General features: G+C 71.3%; 28 protein-coding genes. 13 read left to right on the top strand and 15 right to left on the bottom strand.

Annotation, left to right across the window (positions count from 1 at the left end; translation table 11 throughout):
- Nucleotides 1–94 precede the first annotated feature (94 nt).
- Nucleotides 95–1,396, bottom strand: a complete 1,302-nt coding sequence (locus EWH70_RS19855) for an NDP-hexose 2,3-dehydratase family protein (protein WP_130476934.1) — start codon at nt 1,394–1,396, stop codon at nt 95–97.
- Entirely contained in the window at nt 1,393–2,499 is a 1,107-nt protein-coding gene (locus EWH70_RS19850) for a DegT/DnrJ/EryC1/StrS family aminotransferase (protein WP_130476933.1), read from the bottom strand. Before EWH70_RS19850 ends, EWH70_RS19855 begins: the two co-directional genes overlap by 4 nt.
- Nucleotides 2,500–3,047: 548 nt before the next feature.
- On the opposite strand from EWH70_RS19850, the gene EWH70_RS19845 reads away from it, so the two are divergent.
- From EWH70_RS19845 to EWH70_RS19825, 5 genes are all read left to right on the top strand, one after another.
- Nucleotides 3,048–3,878 carry a class I SAM-dependent methyltransferase gene (locus EWH70_RS19845; protein WP_130476932.1) on the top strand — a complete coding sequence of 277 codons (831 nt, stop codon included), beginning with the start codon at nt 3,048–3,050 and terminating at the stop codon, nt 3,876–3,878.
- A gap of 45 nt (nt 3,879–3,923) precedes the next feature.
- Nucleotides 3,924–4,667 carry a response regulator transcription factor gene (locus tag EWH70_RS19840; RefSeq protein ID WP_130476931.1) on the top strand — a complete coding sequence of 248 codons (744 nt, stop codon included), beginning with the start codon at nt 3,924–3,926 and terminating at the stop codon, nt 4,665–4,667.
- Nucleotides 4,668–4,734: 67 nt separating this feature from the next.
- Nucleotides 4,735–5,190: a DUF1707 SHOCT-like domain-containing protein gene (locus tag EWH70_RS19835; protein ID WP_130476930.1), complete on the top strand. Its 456-nt coding sequence runs from the start codon at nt 4,735–4,737 to the stop codon at nt 5,188–5,190.
- Nucleotides 5,191–5,242: 52 nt separating this feature from the next.
- Complete coding sequence (locus EWH70_RS19830; RefSeq protein ID WP_130476929.1) at nt 5,243–5,869, top strand: maleylpyruvate isomerase family mycothiol-dependent enzyme; 627 nt, start codon at nt 5,243–5,245, stop codon at nt 5,867–5,869.
- Between the two features lie 83 nt (nt 5,870–5,952).
- On the top strand, nt 5,953–7,302 hold the full coding sequence (locus EWH70_RS19825; protein ID WP_165436338.1) for a glycoside hydrolase family 28 protein: 1,350 nt from the start codon (nt 5,953–5,955) through the stop codon (nt 7,300–7,302).
- A gap of 100 nt (nt 7,303–7,402) precedes the next feature.
- On the opposite strand, the gene EWH70_RS19820 is transcribed toward EWH70_RS19825, so the two are convergent.
- Nucleotides 7,403–7,867 (bottom strand): MarR family winged helix-turn-helix transcriptional regulator, encoded by a 465-nt coding sequence (locus EWH70_RS19820; protein ID WP_130476927.1) that lies wholly within the window; start codon nt 7,865–7,867, stop codon nt 7,403–7,405.
- 77 nt (nt 7,868–7,944) lie between these two features.
- Here EWH70_RS19820 and EWH70_RS19815 point away from each other — a divergent pair, with 77 nt between their 5' ends.
- A complete protein-coding gene (locus EWH70_RS19815) occupies nt 7,945–8,661 on the top strand; it encodes a DJ-1/PfpI family protein (RefSeq protein ID WP_130476926.1) in 717 nt (238 codons plus the stop codon).
- A 3-nt stretch (nt 8,662–8,664) separates the two neighbouring features.
- On the opposite strand, the gene EWH70_RS19810 is transcribed toward EWH70_RS19815, so the two are convergent.
- Entirely contained in the window at nt 8,665–9,096 is a 432-nt protein-coding gene (locus tag EWH70_RS19810) for a MarR family winged helix-turn-helix transcriptional regulator (RefSeq protein WP_130476925.1), read from the bottom strand.
- 52 nt (nt 9,097–9,148) lie between these two features.
- Between EWH70_RS19810 and EWH70_RS19805 the strand changes: the two genes are divergently transcribed.
- Entirely contained in the window at nt 9,149–9,745 is a 597-nt protein-coding gene (locus EWH70_RS19805; protein ID WP_130476924.1) for a TIGR03086 family metal-binding protein, read from the top strand.
- A gap of 54 nt (nt 9,746–9,799) precedes the next feature.
- A complete protein-coding gene (locus EWH70_RS19800; RefSeq protein ID WP_130476923.1) occupies nt 9,800–10,258 on the top strand; it encodes a DUF6098 family protein in 459 nt (152 codons plus the stop codon).
- 10 nt (nt 10,259–10,268) lie between these two features.
- Here EWH70_RS19800 and EWH70_RS19795 read toward each other — a convergent pair whose 3' ends face one another.
- Entirely contained in the window at nt 10,269–10,850 is a 582-nt protein-coding gene (locus EWH70_RS19795; protein WP_130476922.1) for a TIGR03086 family metal-binding protein, read from the bottom strand.
- A gap of 62 nt (nt 10,851–10,912) precedes the next feature.
- Between EWH70_RS19795 and EWH70_RS19790 the strand changes: the two genes are divergently transcribed.
- Nucleotides 10,913–11,656, top strand: coding sequence for a helix-turn-helix domain-containing protein (locus EWH70_RS19790; RefSeq protein WP_240687083.1), 744 nt, complete (start codon nt 10,913–10,915; stop codon nt 11,654–11,656).
- A 161-nt stretch (nt 11,657–11,817) separates the two neighbouring features.
- Here the strand turns inward: EWH70_RS19790 and EWH70_RS19785 are convergent, their stop codons facing one another.
- Genes EWH70_RS19785 through EWH70_RS19770 form a run of 4 tightly spaced genes read right to left on the bottom strand, consistent with a single transcriptional unit; the run spans nt 11,818 to nt 15,078 of the window.
- Nucleotides 11,818–12,276: a GerMN domain-containing protein gene (locus EWH70_RS19785; RefSeq protein WP_130476921.1), complete on the bottom strand. Its 459-nt coding sequence runs from the start codon at nt 12,274–12,276 to the stop codon at nt 11,818–11,820.
- Nucleotides 12,273–13,715: a sensor histidine kinase gene (locus EWH70_RS19780; protein WP_205669176.1), complete on the bottom strand. Its 1,443-nt coding sequence runs from the start codon at nt 13,713–13,715 to the stop codon at nt 12,273–12,275. The genes EWH70_RS19785 and EWH70_RS19780 overlap by 4 nt, the downstream gene beginning before the upstream one ends.
- The gene (locus EWH70_RS19775; protein WP_130476920.1) at nt 13,712–14,398 is read right to left on the bottom strand and encodes a response regulator transcription factor; all 687 of its coding nucleotides are present in this window, start codon (nt 14,396–14,398) and stop codon (nt 13,712–13,714) included. Before EWH70_RS19775 ends, EWH70_RS19780 begins: the two co-directional genes overlap by 4 nt.
- An 8-nt stretch (nt 14,399–14,406) precedes the next feature.
- The gene (locus EWH70_RS19770; protein WP_130476919.1) at nt 14,407–15,078 is read right to left on the bottom strand and encodes a phosphatase PAP2 family protein; all 672 of its coding nucleotides are present in this window, start codon (nt 15,076–15,078) and stop codon (nt 14,407–14,409) included.
- Nucleotides 15,079–15,243: 165 nt separating this feature from the next.
- On the opposite strand from EWH70_RS19770, the gene EWH70_RS19765 reads away from it, so the two are divergent.
- Nucleotides 15,244–15,798 carry a D-alanyl-D-alanine carboxypeptidase family protein gene (locus EWH70_RS19765; RefSeq protein ID WP_130476918.1) on the top strand — a complete coding sequence of 185 codons (555 nt, stop codon included), beginning with the start codon at nt 15,244–15,246 and terminating at the stop codon, nt 15,796–15,798.
- Between the two features lie 4 nt (nt 15,799–15,802).
- On the opposite strand, the gene EWH70_RS19760 is transcribed toward EWH70_RS19765, so the two are convergent.
- Nucleotides 15,803–16,393, bottom strand: coding sequence for a TetR/AcrR family transcriptional regulator (locus tag EWH70_RS19760; RefSeq protein ID WP_130476917.1), 591 nt, complete (start codon nt 16,391–16,393; stop codon nt 15,803–15,805).
- 103 nt (nt 16,394–16,496) lie between these two features.
- Between EWH70_RS19760 and EWH70_RS19755 the strand changes: the two genes are divergently transcribed.
- Nucleotides 16,497–17,345, top strand: coding sequence for an SDR family NAD(P)-dependent oxidoreductase (locus tag EWH70_RS19755; RefSeq protein ID WP_130476916.1), 849 nt, complete (start codon nt 16,497–16,499; stop codon nt 17,343–17,345).
- Here EWH70_RS19755 and EWH70_RS19750 read toward each other — a convergent pair.
- Nucleotides 17,333–18,553: an RNA polymerase sigma factor gene (locus EWH70_RS19750; protein ID WP_130476915.1), complete on the bottom strand. Its 1,221-nt coding sequence runs from the start codon at nt 18,551–18,553 to the stop codon at nt 17,333–17,335. The genes EWH70_RS19755 and EWH70_RS19750 overlap by 13 nt on opposite strands.
- Entirely contained in the window at nt 18,550–18,906 is a 357-nt protein-coding gene (locus EWH70_RS19745; RefSeq protein WP_130476914.1) for a YciI family protein, read from the bottom strand. Before EWH70_RS19745 ends, EWH70_RS19750 begins: the two co-directional genes overlap by 4 nt.
- Nucleotides 18,907–19,013: 107 nt before the next feature.
- On the opposite strand from EWH70_RS19745, the gene EWH70_RS19740 reads away from it, so the two are divergent.
- Nucleotides 19,014–19,640: a TIGR03085 family metal-binding protein gene (locus tag EWH70_RS19740; protein WP_130476913.1), complete on the top strand. Its 627-nt coding sequence runs from the start codon at nt 19,014–19,016 to the stop codon at nt 19,638–19,640.
- Here EWH70_RS19740 and EWH70_RS19735 read toward each other — a convergent pair.
- A complete protein-coding gene (locus EWH70_RS19735) occupies nt 19,637–20,419 on the bottom strand; it encodes an alpha/beta fold hydrolase (RefSeq protein ID WP_130476912.1) in 783 nt (260 codons plus the stop codon). The genes EWH70_RS19740 and EWH70_RS19735 overlap by 4 nt on opposite strands.
- Nucleotides 20,416–20,934, bottom strand: a complete 519-nt coding sequence (locus EWH70_RS19730) for a DinB family protein (protein WP_130476911.1) — start codon at nt 20,932–20,934, stop codon at nt 20,416–20,418. Before EWH70_RS19730 ends, EWH70_RS19735 begins: the two co-directional genes overlap by 4 nt.
- A gap of 96 nt (nt 20,935–21,030) precedes the next feature.
- On the opposite strand from EWH70_RS19730, the gene EWH70_RS19725 reads away from it, so the two are divergent.
- A complete protein-coding gene (locus EWH70_RS19725) occupies nt 21,031–21,786 on the top strand; it encodes an SDR family NAD(P)-dependent oxidoreductase (protein ID WP_130476910.1) in 756 nt (251 codons plus the stop codon).
- Here EWH70_RS19725 and EWH70_RS19720 read toward each other — a convergent pair.
- A complete protein-coding gene (locus tag EWH70_RS19720) occupies nt 21,779–22,441 on the bottom strand; it encodes a TetR/AcrR family transcriptional regulator (RefSeq protein ID WP_130476909.1) in 663 nt (220 codons plus the stop codon). The two genes, EWH70_RS19725 and EWH70_RS19720, sit on opposite strands and share 8 nt — an antisense overlap.
- Nucleotides 22,442–22,518 lie beyond the last annotated feature (77 nt).

Genomic DNA, 22,518 nt, shown 5'->3' with positions numbered 1-22,518 from the left:
CGCGGATGGCGGGGCTTCTCCCTCCCAGCGCCATCCGCGGCCTCCGCATCCGCTGCGGGCCTTCGTGCCACAGCGATACAGGAAAGACTGACAACTACAAAGCGTGCAGGTAGGCCACCAGGCTGCGGGCCTCGATGTTGAGGTAGTGCCCGTGCCGCAGCAACGCGATGAGCTGACGCGTGGTCAGCCAGCGGTACTGCGGCGGAACCTCGACCGGGAAGTCGTCACCGACCTCGACGATCTGGTACCGGGTCAGCGCGTGGTGGAAACGCCCGCCCTCCTCCGACAGCAGCGTGTCGTAGCGCACCTGGCCGTGACCGCCGGTGGCGACGTCCTTCAGCAGCGGCTCCGGGATGTCGGCGGCGTCCTCGGCGGAGGTCAGCTGGATGGTCGGCGCCATCTCGACGAGGTCGAGCAGGCCGATCTCGGGCAGCGCCTGGACCAGGACGTGTGGCACGTCGTGGATGCGCCGCACGACGAACACGGCCAGGCCCGGCGCGGCGGGCTCCAGCAGCGGCTGCGTCCACTCGGACACCTCGCGGTTGCCGGCCGTGACCCGGACACCGATGATCCGGAAGTCCCGCTCGCCGGTCGGCGCGATTTCCGCCGGCGTGCGCCGCCAGGACCGGACCTGGTTCAGCGGGACGAGCCTGGCGTGCCAGTCACACCAGGTCTTGGCCTCGGTGAACCAGCTCAGCACGCTGTCGTCGCTGTGCAGCGCGCCCGCGGTCGCGCCGTCGCCGGTGACGGGTTCGGGCAGGCAGGACAGGACCGTCCTGGCGTCCATGTTCACCAGGTTGTCGGTGCGCAGCAGTTCCCACACCAGCGACAGCGGGATCCACCGGTAGTCGTCGGTGGCCGGTTCGGCGTGCACGGCACCGTCGACCTCGACGACGATGTTGCGGTTGCGCTTGCGCCAGAACCAGGCGCCCTGCTCGGACTGCAGGACGTCCACGAGCACCCGGCCGCGCCGCGGTCCGGTGAACAGTTCGAGGTAGCGTGTCCGGGCGCCGCGGTGCACCTTGGTGTAGTTGCTGCGGGTGGCCTGCACCGTCGGCGACAGCTGCAGGATGTTGACGTTGCCCGGCTCCATCTTGGCCTGCAGCAGGCAGTGCCGTTCGCCGTCGAAGTCGGCGACGACGATGCCCAGCACGCCGATCTCGGGCTGGTGGATGACCGGCTGGGACCGCAGCGGTTCCCCGCCGACGCGTTTCTCGATTCCCTCGACGGAGAAGAACCGGCCGCTGTCGTGGACGAGGTTGCCGGTGGCGTCGTCGAAGTGCCAGCCGGTCAGCTCGTCCAGCCCGATCCTGGTCACCTCGAACCGGCCTGCCGCGTGCCGTCCCGCCCACCACCGGTCGAACTCGGCCCGGGAGCGAATCCGCCCGGCGGTCATGGCGCCAGCACCTCGCGCAGCGCGTCGATGACCTTGTCCTGCTCCCCCGCCGTCAGCGACGGGTACATCGGCAGCGAGAAGATCTCACCTGACAGCCGTTCGGTAACCGGCAGGCTGCCCTCGGCGTAGCCAAGGTGGGCGAACCCGGTCTGCCGGTGCACCGGCCACGGGTAGCTGATGTTGAGGACGATGTCGTGCCGCTTGAGCTCGGCGAGGATCTCGTCCCGCCGAGGGTGGCGCACGACGTAGACGTAGTACACGTGGTCGTTGCCCTCGGCGGTGACCGGCAGCACGAGGCCGGTGTCGGCCAGTGCCTCCGCGTAACGTTCGGCGACGGCCCTGCGGCGGGCGAGGTAACCGTCGAGCCGGGTGAGCTTGCGGCGCAGGATCTCCGCCTGCACCTCGTCGAGCCTGCTGTTGTACCCGGGTGTCTCGACGACGTGGTAGACCGACTCCATGCCGTAGTAGCGCAGCCTGCGCAGCCTCGCGTCGAGGTCGGGTGAGTCGGTGACGGTGGCGCCGCCGTCACCGTAGGCGCCGAGAACCTTGGTGGGATAGAAGGAAAACGTGGCCACGTCACCGAACGATCCGGCGATCCGCCCGTGGTGGCGTGCTCCGTGGGCCTGTGCGCAGTCCTCCAGGATGGGCAGGCCGTGCTCGGCGGCCAGCCGGCGCAACGGTTCCATCTCCACGCACTGCCCGTACAGGTGCACCGGCAGCAGGCAGCGGGTCCGGTCGGTGATCACCGCGGCGACGTCCTCGACACGCATGAGGTAGGTGTCCGGGTCGACGTCGACGAACACCGGCCTGGCGCCGACCGCGTCGATCGCGACGACGGTGGGCGCGGCGGTGTTGGCGACGGTGACCACCTCGTCGCCCTCGCCGACGCCGAGCGCCCGCAGGCCGAGCACGATCGCGTTGGTGCCGTTGTCCACCCCCACGCAATGGGAAACGCCGTGGAAAGCGGCGAATTCGTTCTCGAACTCACGCACACTCGGGCCGAGTACGAGTTTTCCCGAACCGAACACGGTGTCCACCGCGTCGAGAATGTCGGCCCGCTCCTCGGCGTACTCGGAAAGATATCCCCAGACGAATTGCGTCATTGTACTGCGCCACCCTCCACCCCGATTGCGGCCAGCCAACCAGTGCGCTCGCGCATTTGACTGCCGGACAAGCCTTACCCACCACTCGCGTGGAGGCAAGGTGCCGGGGAGGACACCGTTGCCCACTCTTTGACGGACAGGACATGCGTGTCAACTGTTCAGTTGACACCTCTGACCAGCGCCGGAGCGTATCGACGGAAACGCAGTGTCAGCGATGGCCGACAGATTCACCGCGGACCGCGATAACACGGACAGTAGAGAAATCCGCATCCGATCCCGGTACCCGGGCATTCTCACTGGTCAGCGGACTCCCGTTTGCTCTAACCTGAACGAGTAGCGTTACGGAATCGGTCAATGAATTCGACAGACCCACCGCACCCTGCCACCGGACGTGTACGGGCCGTAACAACTGAGGTAAAAGCTACCGATCGGTAGGAGCTTGACAGGAGCCTATGCGGTTGGCACGTTCGCACAATGAGGTCGGTTTCATCCTCGGATGTCCGACTTTCGTCAGGCTTTGACCAAAGCCGCGGATACCTGGGGGCAAGGTGACGGACGCACGGCTGGCCGGTCCAATGCCAGATTTCGCGGGAACGAGGGCCGAAAGGCAAGAACGGGCCCAGCGCTGGTTCACCGATTCCGAACTGATTTCGGTGACGGCGGAACACGAAGCGAGGCTGACGCGCTTCTTCGGCCTGGCGACATTCTCGGTCGGCATGGGGAAACTGGGCCGCGCCCCACGCCGCGTACTCGAAGTGGGCTGCGGTACCGGTCACCAGATCACCATGGTGGCCAACATGACGGCGGAAACGGAGTTCGTCGGGATCGACCCTTCCGCGTCGGCCATCGAGCGGGCGCGGCAGAACGCACCGGACAATCCCCGGCTGCGTTTCCGCCAACTCGGCGCCGAAGACCTCGCCGACGCCTCGACCGCAGCCGGGATCGGTGAGTTCGACCTGGCGTTCGTCAACCTCACGATTGCGTTGTGGACAGACCCGGTGAGCGGGCTCCGTGCCGTCACGGCACGACTCGCGCCGGGCGGGGTATGTTATGTGATCGACCTGGTGCGGCCGTCGGATCCCGAGCATGCAGCGCAGTTTCTCTCGGGCGCGGTGAACGAGGCCGAAAAGCGGTATCTGCTGGACCAGATGGCGGCGTGGTACACGCCGCGGGAACTCGAGGAGCTGGCGTTAGCGGTGTGTCCGCCGGGGGGCGGAACATCGGTGGAACTGACCTATCGGACGCTCGACGAGTACGCGGTCGACGTCGTGGGCGGGGCGGTGCCACTGAACGAGTCCACTATGGACGGACTCGGGACACGGCGCGGGCACGTTTGCCACCTCTTCCTCACCAACAACCGAAGTGATGGGGGCAGCTGACGTGACAACGGGGTCTGACGTCCTGTCCCCGGATTGGGGGCCATCATGGAAATCAGGGCACAGGGCGAGTGCCCGCACCGGGTCTTTGTCGTCGAGGACGGGTCGATCGTGGCACACGGCCTGTCTGCCACCCTGCTCTGCCACGACGACATCGACGTCGTCGGCGTCGCCGACGACTCGGACCGGACCGTGGAACTCATCCGGCAGGCCAGACCGCAGGTCGTGGTGATCGCGTCACTGCGCCACGAACCTGCGCGGTTGATCGACCGGATCCGGTCGGCATCGGGTATCTCGACGGCGGTGTTGCTCGTGGCGGAGCACGGCGTCGCGGGCCTGGGCCACCACACGTCCGGTTACGGCGTGATTTCCTGGCGGTCCACCGCCGAACAGCTGGCCGCGGCCGTGATCGACGCCGCTCACCGCGGTCCCCGCGCCGGGCTCAACGGCTCGGTGCGCCCGGCCGGCATCCTGCCCATCCCGAACGGGCGGGTGCGGCTCAGCAACCGCGAGATCGAGGTCCTGCTGCGCGCGGCCGACGGGCAGACCAACTCCCGGATCGCACGCGCGCTCTCGCTGAGCGAAGCCACGGTGAAGACCTACTGGCAACGGGTGTTCAAGAAGCTCAACGTGCACGACCGGACCACCGCCGTCACCACCGCGCTCGCGATGGGGGTGCTCACCTACGACCCGGAGGACTCCCCGGACGCACGCAGGCAGCACCGGCGGCTGCGGCTGTCCGTGGCGGCGGGAGCGGAGAATCTGGCTCCCCGGCGCATGATCGGCGAGTAAGCGGTTTCCCGGTCGTACTGCTAGGATTGGGAGAAATGTCCGAAGTCGCAGTTGGGGATGCGATTCGATGACCGATGACGCCGCCCGCGGGATTCGCGCGGGTGAACCGGACCGCGACGCCGCCATCGAACGGCTCACCGCGTCGTTCACCGAGGGCAGGCTCGAACTCGCCGAGTACGACACCAGGCTGGCGAAGGTCATGGACGCCACCACCGTCGGCGAGGTCGAGGCAGCCGTCGCGGACCTGCCCGTGCCCCGTGCCCAGGTGGAACGCATGGAGGCGGACAAGCAACTGGTCCGTCAGCGCAAGAAGTGGCGCAAGCTGCGCAGGGAGACCGGGCAGTGGGCGGGCGGTGCGGTGTTCTTCACCGGGATCTGGGGCGCGATCTCGATCGCCGTCGGTGAGGCGACGTTCTACTGGCCGGTGTTCCCGGTCGGGATCTGGGGGGTGGCGGTGCTCGCCGACGCCCTGTCCCCCGCCAAGAAGAAGAAAAAGAAGAAGGGCAAGAAGAAGTCGGCCTGAGGTCATGCCGTTCGTCGGTGGGGTGAACCACCCACCGACGAGAGGAGCACCGATGACCGCCATCGACGTCCCCGCCCTGGTCGCGGGCGAGCGCCGCGAGCTGGCCGCACTGCTGGCCGGCCTGCCCGCGGCCGCCTGGGACGGCCCGACACTGTGCGCTGGCTGGCGGGTCCGCGAGGTCGTCGCCCACATGACCGCGCCCTACCGGCACGGCCTGCCGAAGTTCCTGCTGGCGATGCTGGCCGCACGCGGCGACGTCAATCGCGCCGCCGACCGCCTGGCCAGGCGGGACGCCGCGGCGCTGTCACCGGAACAGCTCACCGCGAGCCTGCGCGACAACGCAGGCCACCCGTGGCAGCCGCCGGGCGGCGACCGTCTCGCCGCGCTGTCGCACGACGTCATCCACGGCCTGGACATCACGGTGGCGCAGGGCATCGAGCGCACCGTGCCGCTGGAACGCGTGCGGCCGATCCTGGAGGCGACGACGCCCAAGGCGCTGCGGTTCTTCGGCGTGGACCTGACCGGGATCCAGTTGCGCGCCGACGACCTGGACTGGTCCTACGGCAGCGGTGCGCCCCTGTGCGGCAGTGCCCAGGACCTGCTGCTGGTGATGTGCGGGCGCAGCCTGCCCGCCGGCAGGCTGCGTGGCGAGCCCGCTGACCGGTTCAGCCGATGCTGAACGGGTGTCCCCGGCGCTAGTCTCGGATGGTCCGTCCATGCGAGCTCCGCCGCCTCGTCTCGCGCCCGAGAAAGGAAGCGCACATGAGGCGTCGAGCAGCCGCCGTGGCCGTCACGACACTGCTGGCACTGACCGCCGTCCCCGGCGTAGCCGCGGCGGCGACGTTCAACATCAGGGACTACGGGGCCAAGGGTGACGGCAGCACCGTCGACTCCCCCGCCATCGACAGGGCCATCGCCGCGGCGAGCGCCGCGGGCGGCGGGGTGGTCGAGGTGCCGCCGGGCACCTACCTGGCCAGAACCATCCACCTGAAAAGCGACATCACCGTCAACCTGCGGGCGGGCGCGCGCATCATCGCGGCCGGCAGCGGGATGGACGCGCCGGAGCCCAACGAGTTCGACGAGTACCAGGACTTCGGGCACAGCCACTTCCGCAACGCCCTGCTGTGGGGTGAGAACGTCCGCAACGTCGCGTTCACCGGCGGCGGCACGATCGACGGCAACGACAAGCTGGCCACCGGCGACAACGTGCCCCGGGGCGTCGCGGACAAGCTGCTGTCGCTCAAACTGTGCGCCAACGTCAGCCTGGACGGCATCACCCTGCGGCGGGGCGGCCACTTCGCGCTGATCGCCAACGGCTGCGACGGGCTGCGGCTGACCAGGGTGAAGATCCACAGCAGCGAGGACCGGGACGGAATCAACTTCATCAACAGCTCGAACGTCGAACTGGCCGAATCGGTCGTCGAGGCCAGCGACGACGCGGTGGCGTTCAAGAGCGACTACGCGCTGGGCCGCACGTTCGTCAGCAGGCACAACGTCGTGCGGGACTCCACGATCATGTCCACGGAGAACAACGCCGTCCAGTTCGGATCGGAGACCTGCGGGGACTTCCGCGACATCGAGTTCCGCAACCTGAAGATCACCGGGGCGTCCAAGGCCGGGCTGGGCATCGTGTCGATGGACGGCTCGGTGATCTCCGACGTCACGTTCAGCGGCATCACGCTGACCAGGACCGCGTCGCCGATCTTCCTGCACGTCGGCAAGCGGTCGCGCTGCCCCGGCAATCCACCGGCCGGGCGGATCGCCAACGTCACCTTCCGCGACGTCACCGGAACCGATCTGGTCGCGCCGCGGGACGTGCCCGGCGACCCGGAGTACGCGAGCACGCTGTCCGGGCGCACCGAGGCGCCGATCGAGAACGTCACGTTCGACAACGTGCGGCTGACGGTCCCTGGTGGGCATCCCGCGGCCGAGGCCGGCCTGACGCCGCCGGCGGCGCCGACCACCTACCCGCCGCGGATCTTCGGCAAGCGGCCCGCGTTCGGCTTCTGGCTGCGGCACGCCAAGGGGATCACGTTCACCCGCAGCGAGATCCACCTCGACCGCGCTGCGCTGTCTGCCCTCGCTCCGCTCGGGCGCGGTCGGGCCCCCTGAGTCGGCGTCTTCCCTCCTCGCCGTCGCTCGCGGAGCGAGCTTGGGGCTCGTCAGTCCAGACACCGACGGGCCCGACCCGTGCGGGTCGGCTCCGAAGTGGTCACCGGGGCACCGGGGCCATCAGGCCGCCCAGCGCGCGGACGAGCGCGCCGGTGAGGTCGTGGCCGGGGCCGACCGCGTCGAGCAGGCGCTGGTCGGCCTCGGCCAGCACGGCCCGGCCGCGGCCGAGCAGCCGGGAGCCGGTGTCGGTGACGTGCAGTTGCGCGGTCCGGCCGCGGCCGGGCTCGGTACGGCGTTCCACGGCTCCGCGTTCCTCCAGCTGCGCGAGCGTGGACTGCATGCTCTGCACGGTCACCCCGGCCCGGCGCGCCAGCTCGCTGTAGGACAGGCCTGGCCGGCCGGCCAGGTGTCCCAGCGCGGAGACGTGCCGCAGGGACAGGCCGTCGGCACGCAACGCGGCGTCGGCCCGTTCGCGCAGCATGCGGCCGAGCACGATCAGCAGCAGCGCGGGGCCACCGGCGTCCGGGTTCTCCGGGGCGTTGCGGGGTTCGGTCACGGGCGTCATCTTCGCAAACCTCGGCGGTTACGGCCGGACCTCGGTTCAGTTACAGTGAGACTGAAACCTACGAGAGGATTCGGTGCATGGACGACAAGCGCCCGCGGGTGGCGATGCTGGCCTACCCCGGCCTGACCCTGCTCGACATGATCGGACCGCACACCTGCTTCGTCCATCTGATGGACGTCCACCTGGCCTGGAAGACACTCGACCCCATCCGCACGGACTCCGGCCTGTTCCTGTCGCCGACGACGACGTTCGCGGACTGCCCCGCCGACGTCGACGTGCTGTTCGTCCCGGGAAGCGGCTACGCCGACGTCGTCGAGGACGAGGAGGCACTGGAGTTCCTGCACGACCGCGGTACCCGCGCCCGGTACGTCACGTCGGTGTGCAGCGGCTCGCTCGTGCTCGGCGCCGCCGGGCTGATGCGGGGCTACCGGGCGGCCACCCACTGGTCGGTCCGGGACGTGCTGCCGCGCTACGGCGCGGTGAACGTCGACGAGCGGGTGGTGGTCGACCGCAACCGGATCAGCGGCGGCGGCGTCACCGCCGGGCTGGACTTCGGCCTCAGCGTGGTCGCGGAGATGTTCGGCAGGGATTCCGCGGAGCTGACGCAGCTGCTGCTGGAGTACGACCCGCAGCCGCCCTTCGACTCCGGCTCGCCGGAGAAGGCCGCACCCGAGCTGACCGAGCGGGCCCGTACGGTGCTGCGGGACCTGGCCGACGACCACGCCGCCCGCGCCGAGCGTCTCGCCGAGCGCGGCTGGGGCCGCGCCAAGGATCCGGCGCCCCAGCCCGCCTGACCGTCAGGCGCCGGCCGGCCGCTCGGACAGCACCCGGGCCGCGCGCAGGAACGCCGCGCGATCGGCGGCGGACAGTGCGGCGAGCAGCCGCTCCTCCCCTTCCTGGATACGGGCCTGCGCCGAGCGGCGGGCACGCCGGCCCGCCTCGGTGATCTCCAGCAGCCGGACCCGGCGGTCGGCCGGGTCCGGCTCGCGGCGGATCAGCCCGCCGTCCTGCAACGCCTCGAGGGTGCCGATGATCCGTGTCTTGTCGGCCCCGATCGCCTGCGCCAGCGCGGCCTGTGTCCGAACCGGACCGTCGTCGAGCGCGCTGAGTACGACGTAGCCCCACATCGTCAGCCCGTGCTCGGCCAGCACGGGCTCCTCGGCCGCCATCAGCCTGCGCACGAGCCCGCCGAGCATCGCCGCGAGATCCGGCCTGCCCTCTTCCGCCATGCGCCGGACGATACCGCTTGACCAATCGTAAGCGGACATAGATGATACGCACATGCATATTGATGAGCTTCAGATCCTCGACGCCCTCGCCGTCCGGACCAGCCGCGACCTGATCACCGGCATCACGCCTGCCGACCTGCGCAGGCCGACACCGTGTGCGGACTGGACACTGCACGGGCTGCTGACCCACATGACCGCCCAGCACCACGGCTTCGCCGCGGCAGCCGAAGGCGACGGTGATCTGGCCAACTGGCGTGCCGTGCCGCTCGGCGACGACCCGGTCGCCACCTACCGGAGCTCGGTCGACCGGGTGCTCAGGGCGTTCGCCGCCAACGGCATCGGCGACCGGAAGTTCCCGCTCACCGAGCTGTCCGCCGACGTCCTGTTCACCGCGGAGCAGGCGCTGACCTTCCATTTCGTCGACTACGTCGTGCACTCGTGGGACGTCGCACGCACGCTCGGGCTGCCGCTGCGGTTCGACCGGCACGTGGTCGAGGCCGCGCTGAGTGTGGCCAGATCCGTTCCGGACGGACCGTCTCGTCTCGAGCCCGGCTCACCGTTCGCGCCGGCGGTCGCGGCGCCGGGAGCATCCGGACTGGACGAGGTGGTCGCGCTCCTGGGCCGCTCGCCCGCCTGGCCGGAGGCCTGACACCCCGCGGCGCCGATCACGCATGAGTTCACCGCGGCGGGGAACCCGGAGCCGGTGAGCGGAACGGACATTCCCACGGTCACCCGGCTGCGGGACCTGGTCGGCCTGCTGCGCACGCGGGGTGACGAGGAGTTGTACGTGCGCTGGTCCCGCGGTCCCGGCGTCGACCTGGCGCAGACCCAGTCCAGCAAGGACGGGCTGACCGGTGTCAGGTTGCCGGGTCTGTCGGCCAACCCGCTGCGGGTGCAGCCGTGGTGGGGCGACCGGCCGCTCGACCTGTGGCTGGCCCGCAGGCTGCACGACTACCGGCACCTGCGCGAACTGCGTGCCGACGACGTGCGGCCGTGGGTGTTCCACGGCGTGGAGCGGTCCCGCGGCCCGGACAACGAGCCGCTCGTCGAGTGCCGTACGCCGCTGGCCTGGGTGGCCGACTCGGTGATCGAGGAAGCTCAGCGACGGGTCGACGAGCAGGGCTCGGCCGAATGGGGACCACTGGATCGCAGCCGCGACTGACGCGGCGCGGTCACGGCGTCCACGCCGGGTCCCGCCCGGTGACGCCCAGCAGGCGGTGCAGTGCCGGTGCCCCTTCGGCAACCGCCACCTCGGGACCGTAGACGCCCATCTGCCTGCCCAGCTCGGCCGAGCCCGCCGCCTCGGCGTAGACGTAGTCGATCAGTTCGGCGTCCCACTCCGGTTGCTGGCCGGTTGCCGCCGCGAGATCCCAGCCGTGCACGACCAGCTCCCCCGCGACCATGCCGCCGACCAGCGGCGCGGGCATCTCGGTCGGCCCGCCCATGTGCGTCATGCCCTGCCAGGCTGCGGGTTCGCTCCACACCTTCGCCGTGCGGGACAGCTGCGCGGCCAGGTCGGCTGCCCAGTCGCCGCCGGTCAGGTCGAGTTCGGTGTCGGAACCGGCGGGCGGCGGGACGGTTTCCTTGCGGCCGGCGCCTTCCAGCGACGGTCCCCAGAACAGCAGGTGGTTGAGCAGGCCCCGGACGTCGTAGTCGGAGCAGGGGGTGGCGGCGTCCAGCACGCCGGGGTCGATGCCCCGCACGACGGCGGTCAGGGTCCGTGCCGCGGAGGCGACGTAGTCGGTGTCACGCATGGCCGAATGCAAGCATCGCGCTCGCGGCGCTGTCATGAACAAACGCGACATAGACTCCGGGCGTGGGCAGGGACACCCGGGAACTGGGCGGTGCGTGGACGAAGTTCCAGCGGCACGAGTTCCCCGCGCCCTCGCCCGACCTCGCCGGCCTGGTGGACCACTACTGGCAGGTCTGGTGGGACTACGCCGAGCCGTACCGGCAGCTGATCGTGCCGTACCCGAACGTCCACCTCACGTTCCATCCGGGCGGTGGACGGGTCAACGGCGTGTGCACCGGCCACCAGATCCAGGTTCTGAGCGGGCGGTCGGGGGTGTTCGGCGTGGCGTTCCGGCCGGGCTGCTTCCGTCCGTTCCTGGGCGGACCGGTCAGCTCCATCACCGACCGGGTGATCGACGCGACCGAGGTGTTCGGCCAGGATCTGCCCGGCGAGGTGAACGTCGAGACCGTCGAGGCGTTCCTGCGCTCGCGGCTGCCCGAACCCGACCCGAAGGCGGGCGAGGCGGCCTCGGTCGTGGAGCGCATCGCGTCGGAACCCGAGCTGACCCGGGTCGACGCGGTGGCCCGCGAGCTGGGCACCGGCGTGCGGCAGTTGCAGCGGCTGTTCGCCGAGTACGTCGGCGTCGGGCCGAAATGGGTCATCCGCCGCTACCGGCTGCGCGAGGTGACCGACCGGCTGGCCGCGGGCGTGACGATCGAGTGGGCGGCACTGGCCGCCGAACTCGGCTACGCCGACCAGGCCCATTTCACCCGCGACTTCACCGCCATGTTCGGCGAGTCGCCCACCTGGTACGCCCAGCGCTACTAGGCCGTGTTTCATAAGTCTGTTCGATGGGCTTCGTGATCCAGGTGGTTCCTGGCGGTGCGGGCGGATCGCCCTCGTACTGGGCCGTACTCGGGCGCATCCGCCCGTGCCGTCCAGGGGCCGCCTGGGCGCGAAGACCGCGAACGTGACTTGTGAAACACGGCCTAGGAGACCCCGCAGTACCGCGGGCCCAGGCTCTCGCCGGGACCGACCACCGTCACCGGGCCGCTGACCGACGGGGCGCCGAGAGCGCCGCGGATGTTCGTCACCGTGCACGCGATCTGCTGGACGGCCAGCCCCGACAGCGTGTGCGGAGCCACCGACACCGTCACCACGAGGTCCGCGTTCGAGTAGTCGCGGCCGATCGAGATCCCCGGGGGCAGTTCGGTCCGCAGTCCCTGCGCCCGCTCGTCGGCAGTCGGTCCGGCGGCGAGCTGAGCGAGGGTGTCGGTGCTGCCGTCCGGCCGGGGCGCGGGCGCCAGCTCGTCCCCGGACACGAAGAAGATCAGCGTCGTGACCACCGAGCCGCCGGGTGCGTCGCCGCCCGGGATGACGGCGCTCGGCCGGACCCCGCAGGCCGCGACGGCCAGCAGGACGGCGAGCAGGACGGTCAGCCGCTTCACGTGTCCTCCCCCGCCATCCGGCTGTGCCGCGGCAACCGCAGCGTGAACACCGCGCCGCCCTCGGGCCGGTTGCCCGCCGTCAGGCTGCCCACCCGGTCGCCGTCGCGGTGCAGCCTGGCGTTCTCCCACGCGATCGCCAGGCCCAGCCCGCTGCCCTCGGACCTGCCGCGTGCGGTGTCGGCCTTGTAGAACCGGTCGAAGACGTGCGGCAGCACGGCGGTGTCCAGTCCCGGTCCGCTGTCGGTCACCTCGAGCACTATCCATTCACCGTCGGCCCACAGCCGGACCGACACCGGCGGCGCGCCGTGCCGCACCGCGTTGCCGACGAGGTTGGCCATCACGACGTCCAGCCTGCGTGGGTCCAGCCGTGCCATGACGCCGCCGGGAAGGTCGGCCTGGACGGTGTCGGTCCACCCGCGCGCTCGCAGGGTGGCCCGCACGGCGTCGGCGACGTCGACGTCGTCCAGCGCGAGTGCGGCCACCCCGGAGTCGAAGCGGGTGACCTCGATCAGGTCGTTGACCACCCGGGTGAGGTTCGACGTCTCCCTGCTGACCAGGCGGGCGGCGGTGCCCGCGTCGCCGGGCAGCCGGTCGGCCTCCTCGTCCAGCACGTCGGTCACCGCGGTCATCGCGGCCAGCGGGGTGCGCAGTTCGTGGGAGACGTCGGCGACGAACCGCCGCGCGTCGGCTTCCATCCGCCGTAGCTCGCCGACCTGGTTCTCCAGTGCCTGCGCCGTCGAGTTGAACGTGCGGCCCACCTCGGCCAGCTCGTCCGCGCCTCGGACGTCGACGCGAGCGGTCAGGTCGCCCTCGCCCAGTCGCCGGGCGGCCCCGTGGAGTTCACGGACCGGGACCAGGACACCGCGCGCGGCGATCCAGGCCAGCAGCAGCGCCAGTCCGAGCGAGACGCCGCCGGTGACCACGGCCGCGAGGGTGAGCTGTTCGACGCTGGCCCGCTCGGCCTCGAGGCTGCGGAAGACGTAGATCTCGACACCGGTGGGCACGTCCGGCCCGTTCGCGTTCTTGATGCGCAGCTGGGTGCCGATCACGAGCGCCGGAGCGCCGGAGCGGGTGACGCGCTGCCAGGCCACCCGGCCCGAGGCCACCACCGCGCGCAGTTCCGGGGTGGCCAGGTCCATGTCCCGGCCGGCGGTGATCGGCCTGCCGCGGAACAGCACGACGGCCGCGGAGTCCCGGTCGGACAGTGCGTCGGCGACGCGCTCCAGCTCGGGACCGGACGGTGGCAGGCTGGTCAGCGGGAACAGGGTGGCCACCTGGTCGGTGAGCGCCACGGCCGCCGCGTCCTGGGAGGTCTGCAGGATGACGTTGCGGGCCTGCCAGTACAGCACGCCTGCCACCACCGTCGTCGTGACGAGCCCGAGCAGTCCGAACGCGAGCAGCAGCCGGGTCCGCAGACCCCACCAGCCCGCGGTGTTCACAGTGGACCGAACCGGTAGCCGAATCCGCGGACGGTCTGGACGTAGACGGGGCTGGCGGGATCGTCCTCGATCTTCGCCCGCAGCCGCTGCACGCAGGCGTCGACCAGCCGCGAGTCGCCGAGATAGCCGTGTTCCCACACCGACTCGAGCAGCTGCTGCCTGCTGAGCACCCGGCCGGGTGAACCGGACAGCTCCAGCAGCAGACGCAGCTCGGTCGGGGCGAGCGCGACCGGCCTGTCGTGCTTGGCGACCACGAGACCGACCCTGTCGATGGTCAGGTCACCGTGCAACTCGACGTCGCGGCGGGTGTCCTTCGGCTCGCTGCCCACACGGCGCAGGACCGCGCGGATGCGGGCTTCGAGTACCCGCGGCTGGACCGGTTTGACGACGTAGTCGTCGGCACCGGCCTCCAGCCCGGCGACGACGTCCATGTCGTCGTTGCGCGCGGTGAGCATGATGATCGGCAGGTCACCGCCCGCGCGGATGCGGCGGCAGACCTCGAAACCGTCCATGCCGGGCAGCATCAGGTCGAGCACGACGACGTCGGGTGCGGCACCGGCCAGCTGCGCGAGGCCCTGCTCGCCGGTCCCCGCGGTCTCCACGCTGTGCCCCTGGCGGCTCAGCGCGAGGCTCAGCCCGTCCCGCACCGCCTCGTCGTCCTCGATCAGCAACACCCGCGACATGCCGCCCACTATCGCAGGGCGGCCGGACGGCGGGTCACCGCCACGGCCAGGCAGAACAGGATGGCAGCCACGAGCACCGCGCCGAGCCCGTCGGACAGGCGGTGCCAGCCCGCGACCATCGTCGCGCCGACGACCACGCCGATCCCGGCCGCGCCGGGCAGTACCAGCCACGGGCGTACCCGCGGCGGCACGAGGAGCAACACGGCGAACACCAGCCCGGCGGTGGCCGCGACATGGCCGCTCGGGAAGCTGTTGTGCGTGGTCGACCCGATCACGTCGAGATCGGGCCGGACGATCAGCTCCTTGAGCACGCGGGCGGCGGCGATCGAGCCCAGCACCACGGCCACACCGGCGGCCCCGGCCCGCAACCGGCGCAGGAGCAGCCCGGCCAGCAGGATCGCCCCCAGCGCGAAGGCCAGCAGCAGCGGGTTGCCGACCAACCGCAGCACGGCGCCGGCCGGCTCGCTCAGGGCGGAACGCTGCTCGTACCCGCCGCCGCGCTCGGCCCTCGGCAGCAGCACGCCGTCGATCCGCTGGCCGGTCCTGGTCCACACGAACACCAGGCACACCAGCGCGAGCCCGAACACGCAGCCGAGCGCGGCCCACAGCTCGGGGCGGCGGCGCCGGACGGCGCGGGTGTGGAGGGGAACGGTCGTGGCGGAGGCGAGATCGGTGGACACGCCTCCATCGTCGCCGCGTGATGTCCGGGGCCCGTCCTGCGAATGTCATCGTTTCGTCACAGGCTCACGCCGGGCAGGTTTCCGTGCGAAACGGTGACATGACCGGCGCACGGCGGTCACCTGACGGCGGCGGCGGGCGGACATCGGTGGCCCAGCGTTGTCGGCATGACCACCGAACCGTTCGTCGTGCCGGCACCCGCCCTGACCCGGGAGCGGGTCCTCGCCGCGCTCACCCGTGTCCTCGCCGTCCTGCTCGTGCCATTCGCCGTGCTGCGCAACCCGGCGCACCCGCTGCGGGTCGCCGCGAACTGGGCGCTCTCCCTGCGGTTTCCCGCCGAGGACCTGCGGGGGCTCACCGGCGCGACGCGGTCGGCACTGCTGGCGGCCCGTTCCCTCGCGCTGTGGCGGGACGGTCAGCTCGTCGGGGTGACCTCGGGCTACCGCGACCCGGCGCGGCAGCTGTCGCTCTACCGCAGGGAGGTCGGCCGGGCGGGTTCACCCTGCGCGGCACGCAGCCGGGTGCTGCCGCCGGACGAGTCCGCCCACGTGCGCGGCCTGGCCGTGGACGTGCGGCCACGCGAGGGAGCGCTGTGGCTGGAGCGGCACGGCGCGGCCCTTGGCCTGTACCGGATCTACGACAACGAGTGGTGGCACTTCGAGTACCGCGGCGCGGGGGCGGCGCCGCGCCGTCTGCCGTCACCGCGCTTCGCGTCGGCGTGACCGGTCACCAGCGGCGGATGCCGTTCAGCACGGTGTCGACGACGCGGTCGGTGTAGCGCTTGGTCAGCGGGCCCTCGCGGTAGAGCCAGCGGGTCCGCAGCGGTCCCCACAGCAGGTCGACGACGACGTCGAGGTCGGCGTCCGCGGACACCTCGCCCGCGTCGACGGCGCGGCGCAGCCTGCGTAGTTTCAGCTCGCGGACCGGCGTCTCCAGCCGGTCGGCGTAGTCGGCGGCCAGCACCGGGTCGGCCAGGATCTCGGTGGACAACGCCCGCATCGGCGCACTCAGCCGCGGGTCGTTCAGTTCCTCGACCGTGGCCCGCAGCACGGCCTTCAGGTCAGCCGACAGGTCTCCGGTGTCGGGCAGTTCGACGTCGTCGATCCGGCCGGACGGGCCGGTCGTGTACGCGAGCAGCGCGTCCAGCAGCACCGCGCCCTTCGACGGCCACCAGCGGTAGATGGTCTGCTTGCCCGCTCCCGCCCTGGCCGCGATGCCCTCGACGCTCAGCTTCGCGTAGCCCACCTCGCCCGCCAGCTCCAGTGCCGCGTCGAGGATCGCCTGCCTGGTCGCCTCACTGCGCCTACGTTCCGCCATGCGAACAGAGTAGACGAGACGGTCCGTCTTGCGAAATCGGCGACAGTGCTCTAGTGTAGGCGCGAGACGAGACGGACCGTCTCGTCAACGAGAGGAGCACCGCATGACGCGAGTCTGGTTCATCACCGGCGCGAGCAAGGGCCTCGGCAGGGCCTTCACCGAGGCCGCCCTGGGCGCCGGCGAGAGCGTCGCTGCCGCCGCCCGCACGGTGTCCACTTTGGACCAGCTGCGGGCGGAGCACGGCGACCGCCTGCTGACACTGCCGCTGGACGTCACCGACCGGGCGGCGGTCCACGCGGCGGTGGCCAAGGCGAGCGAGCATTTCGGCTGTCTCGACGTGGTCGTGAACAACGCCGGTTTCATGGCCACCGGCATGGTCGAGGAGTTCACCGAGGAACTGGCGCGCGCCCAGCTGGAGACCAACTTCTTCGGCGCGCTGTGGGTCAGCCAGGCGGTTCTGCCGGTGTTGCGAGCCCAGCGGTCCGGGCACATCGTGCAGATCTCCAGCATCGGCGGGATCGGTGGATTCCCGCAGAGCGGCCTGTACAGCGCCAGCAAGTTCGCGCTGGAGGGCATGAGCGAGGCGCTGGCGGGCGAGGCCGCGTCGTTCGGCGTGAACGTCACGATCGTCGAACCGGGCGGGTATTGGACCGATCTGTACACAACGGGAATGGTCGCCGCTGAGCCGAACGAGGCCTACGCACCGCTGCGCGCGGAGCTGGCGAAGCAGTTCGCCGAGGGGTCGGTGGACAGCCTGCCGCACCTGGCAGCACGGGCGCTGCGGACGCTGGTCGACAGCGACAACCCACCGCTGCGCCTGCTGCTCGGCAGTGCGGTCTACGACATCGCGCGGGAGCTGACCCAGGCCCGGCTGGACACCTGGGCGGCGTGGGAGGACACCAGCCGGGCCGCCGAGGACGCCGTTGCGGCACCGGCCGGCTATGGCGAGTGAAGCTCGGCGAGCCGCCGGGCGAGCAGCTCACGTTCGGCGGCGTTCCCGGCGCGGTCGAGTGCCGCCCGGTAGGCGTCGGCGGCCTCCTTCGCGCGGTTCAGCCGTCGCAGCAGGTCGGCGCGTACGGCGTGGAACAGGTGGTAGCGGTCCAGGTCCAGCCGCTCCACCTGGTCCAGCGCCGCGGCGGGACCGTCCACCTCCGCCACCGCGACCGCGCGGTGCAACGCCACGACCGGGCTGGGCGCCACGGCGGCCAGCTGGTCGTACAGCCTGACGATCTGCGGCCAGTCCGTCCGTGCCGCGGACGGCGCGTCACAGTGGACGGCGTTGATGGCCGCCTGGATCTGGTAGGGCCCCGGCTGCCCGCGCCGCAGGCAGCGGCGGACCAGGGCGTGGCCCTCCGCGATCAACGTGCGGTCCCAGCGTGAGCGGTCCTGGTCGGCCAGCCGGACCAGACAACCGTCGGCTCCGGTCCGTGCCGGGCGGCGGGCCGCGGTGAGCAGCATGAGCGCCAGCAGGCCGGCGACCTCGGGTTCGTCCGGCATCAGCTCGGCCAGCAGCCTGCCCAGCCGGATGGCCTCGTCACACAACTCGTCGCGGACCAGCGCCTCCCCCGAGCTGGCCGAGTAGCCCTCGTTGAACACGAGGTACACCACGGCCAGCACCGCTCGCAGCCGATCGGGCAGGTCGGCGTCACCGGGCACCCGATAGGGAATCCTCGCGTCACGGATCTTGCCCTTGGCCCGGACCAGCCGCTGCGCCATCGTCGGCTCGGGCACCAGGAACGCGCGGGCGATCTCCGCGGTGGACAGCCCGCCGAGCAGCCGGAGCGTCAGCGCCACCCTGGCGGCCGGAGCGAGCGCGGGGTGACAGCAGGTGAAGATCAGCCGCAGCCGGTCGTCGCGCACGGGTCCCGCCTCCTCCGGTTCGTCTCCTCCGCGCAGCAACGCGGCCTGGGCGTGCCGTGCGTCGCGGGTGGACTCGCGGCGCAGCCGGTCGATCGCCCGGTTGCGGGCGGTGGTGATGATCCAGCCGGCGGGGCTGGGCGGCAGCCCCGCCGACGGCCAGCGGTCGACCGCGGTGGCGAACGCGTCGGCGACCGCGTCCTCGGCCAGGTCGATGTCGCCGAGGACCCGGACCAGGACGGCGACGGCGCGGCCGTGTTCGCGGCGGAACACCTCCCCGATCTCGGCGATCCCAGCGGTCATCCGCAGCCGTCACCGTCCTGCAGCGGCCGCACCTCGATCGGCAGCGTGATCGCGGCGGCGAGCTTGCGGCCCCATGCCAGTGCCTCGTCGAGGTCGGCCGCCCGGACGACGGTGAACCCGCCGATGTGTTCCTTGCCCTCCAGGTACGGGCCGTCGGTGATCAGCACGTCGTCGTTCTTCGCGGTGAGCACGGTCGCGGTGCTCGGCGGGAACAGGCCGGCGGCGAACACCCAGGCTCCCGCCGCGCGCATCTCGGCGTTGACCGCCTCGACGTCCCGCATGATCGGGTCGAGTACCTCGGGCCCGGGCGGCGGGCCGTCGGGCTGGTAGATGCTGAGCAGGTACTGCGGCATGGTCGTGTCCTTTCCGGAGCCGACGGTACGGGTTCTCGCCCACTACACGAACGCACGACCGCCGGATCGACAGGCACCGTGGACTACCCGCGAGTAATATCGCCCGCATGGGTGTCGCCGCGGACGAACGTCAGGCCCTCTGCGCACTGTTCGACGAGGTCGGACCGGATGCGCCGACGCTGTGCGAGGGCTGGCTCACCAAGGACCTCGCCGCTCATCTGGTGGTGCGTGAGCACCGGCCGGACGCGGCACTCGGCATCCTGGTGCCCGGACTGGACGGCCACACCCGCCGGGTACAGGACGGCTACGCGGCCGAGCCGTGGCCGCGGCTGGTCGAGCGCGTCCGGTCCGGCCCGGCGTGGTTCTGGCCGACGTCGATCCCCGCCGTCGACGAACTGGTCAACAGCGCCGAGTTCCTGGTCCACCACGAGGACGTGCGCCGGGCACGCCCCGGCTGGGAGCCACGGCCGGCCGACGGCGCCCGGGACGCCGCGGCCTGGAAGGCGGCCCGCATGGCGTCGCGGATGACGCTGCGTTCGTCCCCGGTCGGGGTCGTGCTGCGCACGCCGGCGGGACGGCAGGCGCAGGTGCGTTCCGGCGACGAGCTGGTGGGGGTCGTCGGCGAGCCGGTGGAACTGCTGCTGTTCGTCTTCGGCCGGGACGAGGCCAGGGTCGAGTTCGAGGGCACGCCGGACGCCGTCGAACGACTGCGCGCAGCCGGCCGGGGACTCTAGAACAGCGCGCGCAGCGCCGCGTCGAAGGCCTCGGGGGCCTCCAGGTTCAGCAGGTGCCCCGCACCGGCGACGACCTCCCGCCGGGCACCCGACACCGAGTTCGTCACCAGGTCGGCGACGTCGTGGATGTCGCCGGAGTCGAGGTCGCCGACCAGGACACTCACCCGGCCCCGCAGCTCGCCGACCCGGTCGATGGCGCCGATGTCGATCGCGTGGACGAAACCGGTGGGCCCGTGCCGCTCCAGGCTGGCGGTGTGCAGCCGGCCCGCCAGCTCCCGCACCCGCGGGTCGACCTGGTCCGGCGTGCGCCGCGGACCGTCGGTCCACATCCGCAGCAGGCATTCGACGGCCTCGGCCGTGCTGGTCGCGGCCCGGATCCGGGCGAGGTGGTCGAGGATGTACGGATCGCGGTTGACCATCCCGCTGATCCCGGGCCCGGCGAGCAGCATCGCGTCGACCCGCTCGGGATGGGACAGGGCGAAGTCGATCGACGTCCGGCTGCCCTGCGACACCCCGGCCAGCGTGACCGACTCCAGGCCCAGCCCGTCGAGCAGATGAGCGAGGTCGGTGTAGTTGGCGAACGGCTCGGTGGGCGTCGAGGACTCGCCGTGACCTCGCGCGTCGAAGCGGATCACGGTGTGCTCGGCCGCGTGAACGTCCATCTCGCGGTCCCACATGCCGCCGCTCAGCGCGCCGGCGTGCAGGAACACGACCGGGCTGCCGGTGCCGCGCACCTCGTAGGCCAGCTCCCCGCCGGGTACGGGCATGCGCCGCCTCATGCCGCCACCGTCCGCACGAGCCGCAGCTGACCGATCTCCGCGACGTTCTTCATCAGCTCCGCGTTGACCCAGCCGAGGGTGTGCGCCACGGTCAGCCCGGAGTCCGGGAACGGGAACGGCGCGGGCCCGTCGAGGTCGGCGTCGGACAGCGAGTCGAGCACCGCCAGCCAGCGGGTACGCAGGTCACGCAGCCAGGCGATCGCAGGCTCGCCCGGCCCCGGCCAGGCGACGTCCTCACGACGACGGGGTTCGCGGCCGGACAGGTGATCCGCGGTCACCGTCCACCACCAGCCCAGATGCCACGTCACCCAGCCGATCGTCGGAACGGGGACGGGATCCGGTTCGGTCTCGGCCCAGTCCGGCACCCAGCCGTCACCGTCGGGACGCATGGTCCAGCACACCGGCGCCGGTTCGGCGAGGAAGTCCCCGGCACGCAACCGGCCGAGGTGGTACTCGAACAGCTGCCAGGTCAGGTCGAACTGCCAGCGCATCAGGTCGCGACGGGGTTCGGTCACCACGCGATCGTGTCACGGCGCTTCGCCGCGGCGAAGTGAATTTGGTGCCCGATGAGGCATACATGCGGCCGGAATCGCCCGCTACGGTCGGATGACATGAGCGGAGTCGATCTCACCGGCCGGGTCGTGGTGGTCACCGGCGCGGGGTCGGGCATCGGGCGCGCGACGGCCGTGGCGTTCGCCGAGGCGGGCGCCCACGTGCTCGGTGTCGGCCGTCGCAAGCAGGCACTCGACGAGACCGCCGGGCTGCACGCCGGGATCGAGGTCTTCCCCGCCGACATCTGTGCCGACGGCGCCCCCGAGGCGGTGGTCGCGGCCGCCACCGGCCGCTGGGACCGGCTCGACGTGCTGGTGAACAACGCCGGCGCGGTCGCCTTCCTTCCGCTGCCCCGGGCCACCGCGCGGCGGATCAACGAGCTGTTCGCACTCAACGTCACCGCGCCCAGCCTGCTGTCCCGCGCCGCCCTGCCACACCTGCGCAGGACGCAGGGGTCGATTCTCAACGTGTCCAGCACGCTCGGGCAGCGTCCCGGCGGCGAGGTCTCGCACTACGCCGCGTCGAAGGCGGCGATCGAGGCACTCACCCGCAGCTGGGCCCTGGAACTCGCGCCCGTCCGGGTGCGGGTCAACGCCGTCGCGCCTGGCCCGACGAAGACCGACATCTTCGTCAACGCCGGGCTGCCGCGCCGGATCGTCGACGCCATGGAGCAGGAGGAAGCGGACAAGATCCCGCTGCGCCGGTGGGGCGTACCGGAGGAGATCGCGGTCTGGCTGGTGCGGCTGGCCGATCCGGGCGCCACCTGGCTCACCGGTCAGGTCCTCGGGGTCGACGGCGGTCAGGCACTCACCTAGCGAGCATTCCGGCGAGCAGCGTCTCCAGCAGTTCCCGCACGGCCGGGACGAACTCGATGCGCATCCGCGCGAGGCCGGGCTCGGCGGCGTAGGCGGCGAGCAGGGCGGGCGAGGGCTGGGAATGCGGCCAGAGCGCGGACACCGTCAGCGCCGCCGCCAGCGCGAACCGTTCGGCCCCCTCGTTTCCCAGCTCCGGAACGGCCCGCACCACGAGGTCACGCAGCACCTCGACCCGCTTCAGCGTGCTCCGCTTGTGGCGCAGCACCGCCTCCGGTGAGACGTTGCGTTCCAGCACGGACGCCTGCGCGGCCATCAGATCGCACAGCACCGGGTGCCGCGACAGGGTCGTCGCCAGCACACCGACCAGCCGGATGGCCCGCTCGCGCACGCCGGCGTCCTCGTCGACGGTGAGGTCGGCGTCCACCTCGGCCAGCCACTTCCCCAGGTGCACGTCGAGCAGTTCGAGCAGCACCGCCTCCCGGGACTCGAAGTAACGCAGCACGTTCGACTTCGCCAGGCACACCCTGCGGCTGAGCGCGTTCAGCGACAGCTGGGCCACCGGCATCTCGGTCAGCATCGCCGCCGCCGTGTCGAGGATCACCCGGCGCCGTTCGCTGCGCTGTTCCTCGCTGTGCGCCCGCTTGAACGTGCCCATACGCGCAGCTTACAGACCTCCGGTCTGTTGCTAGCAGACCACCGGTCTGTTAGCGTCGAAGCTGTAACAGACCACCG

The organism is Amycolatopsis suaedae, assembly GCF_004214935.1.
Lineage (GTDB): Bacteria > Actinomycetota > Actinomycetes > Mycobacteriales > Pseudonocardiaceae > Amycolatopsis > Amycolatopsis suaedae.
Note: the sequence above shows the minus strand (reverse complement) of the source record. Positions and strands in the feature narration are given on the sequence as shown.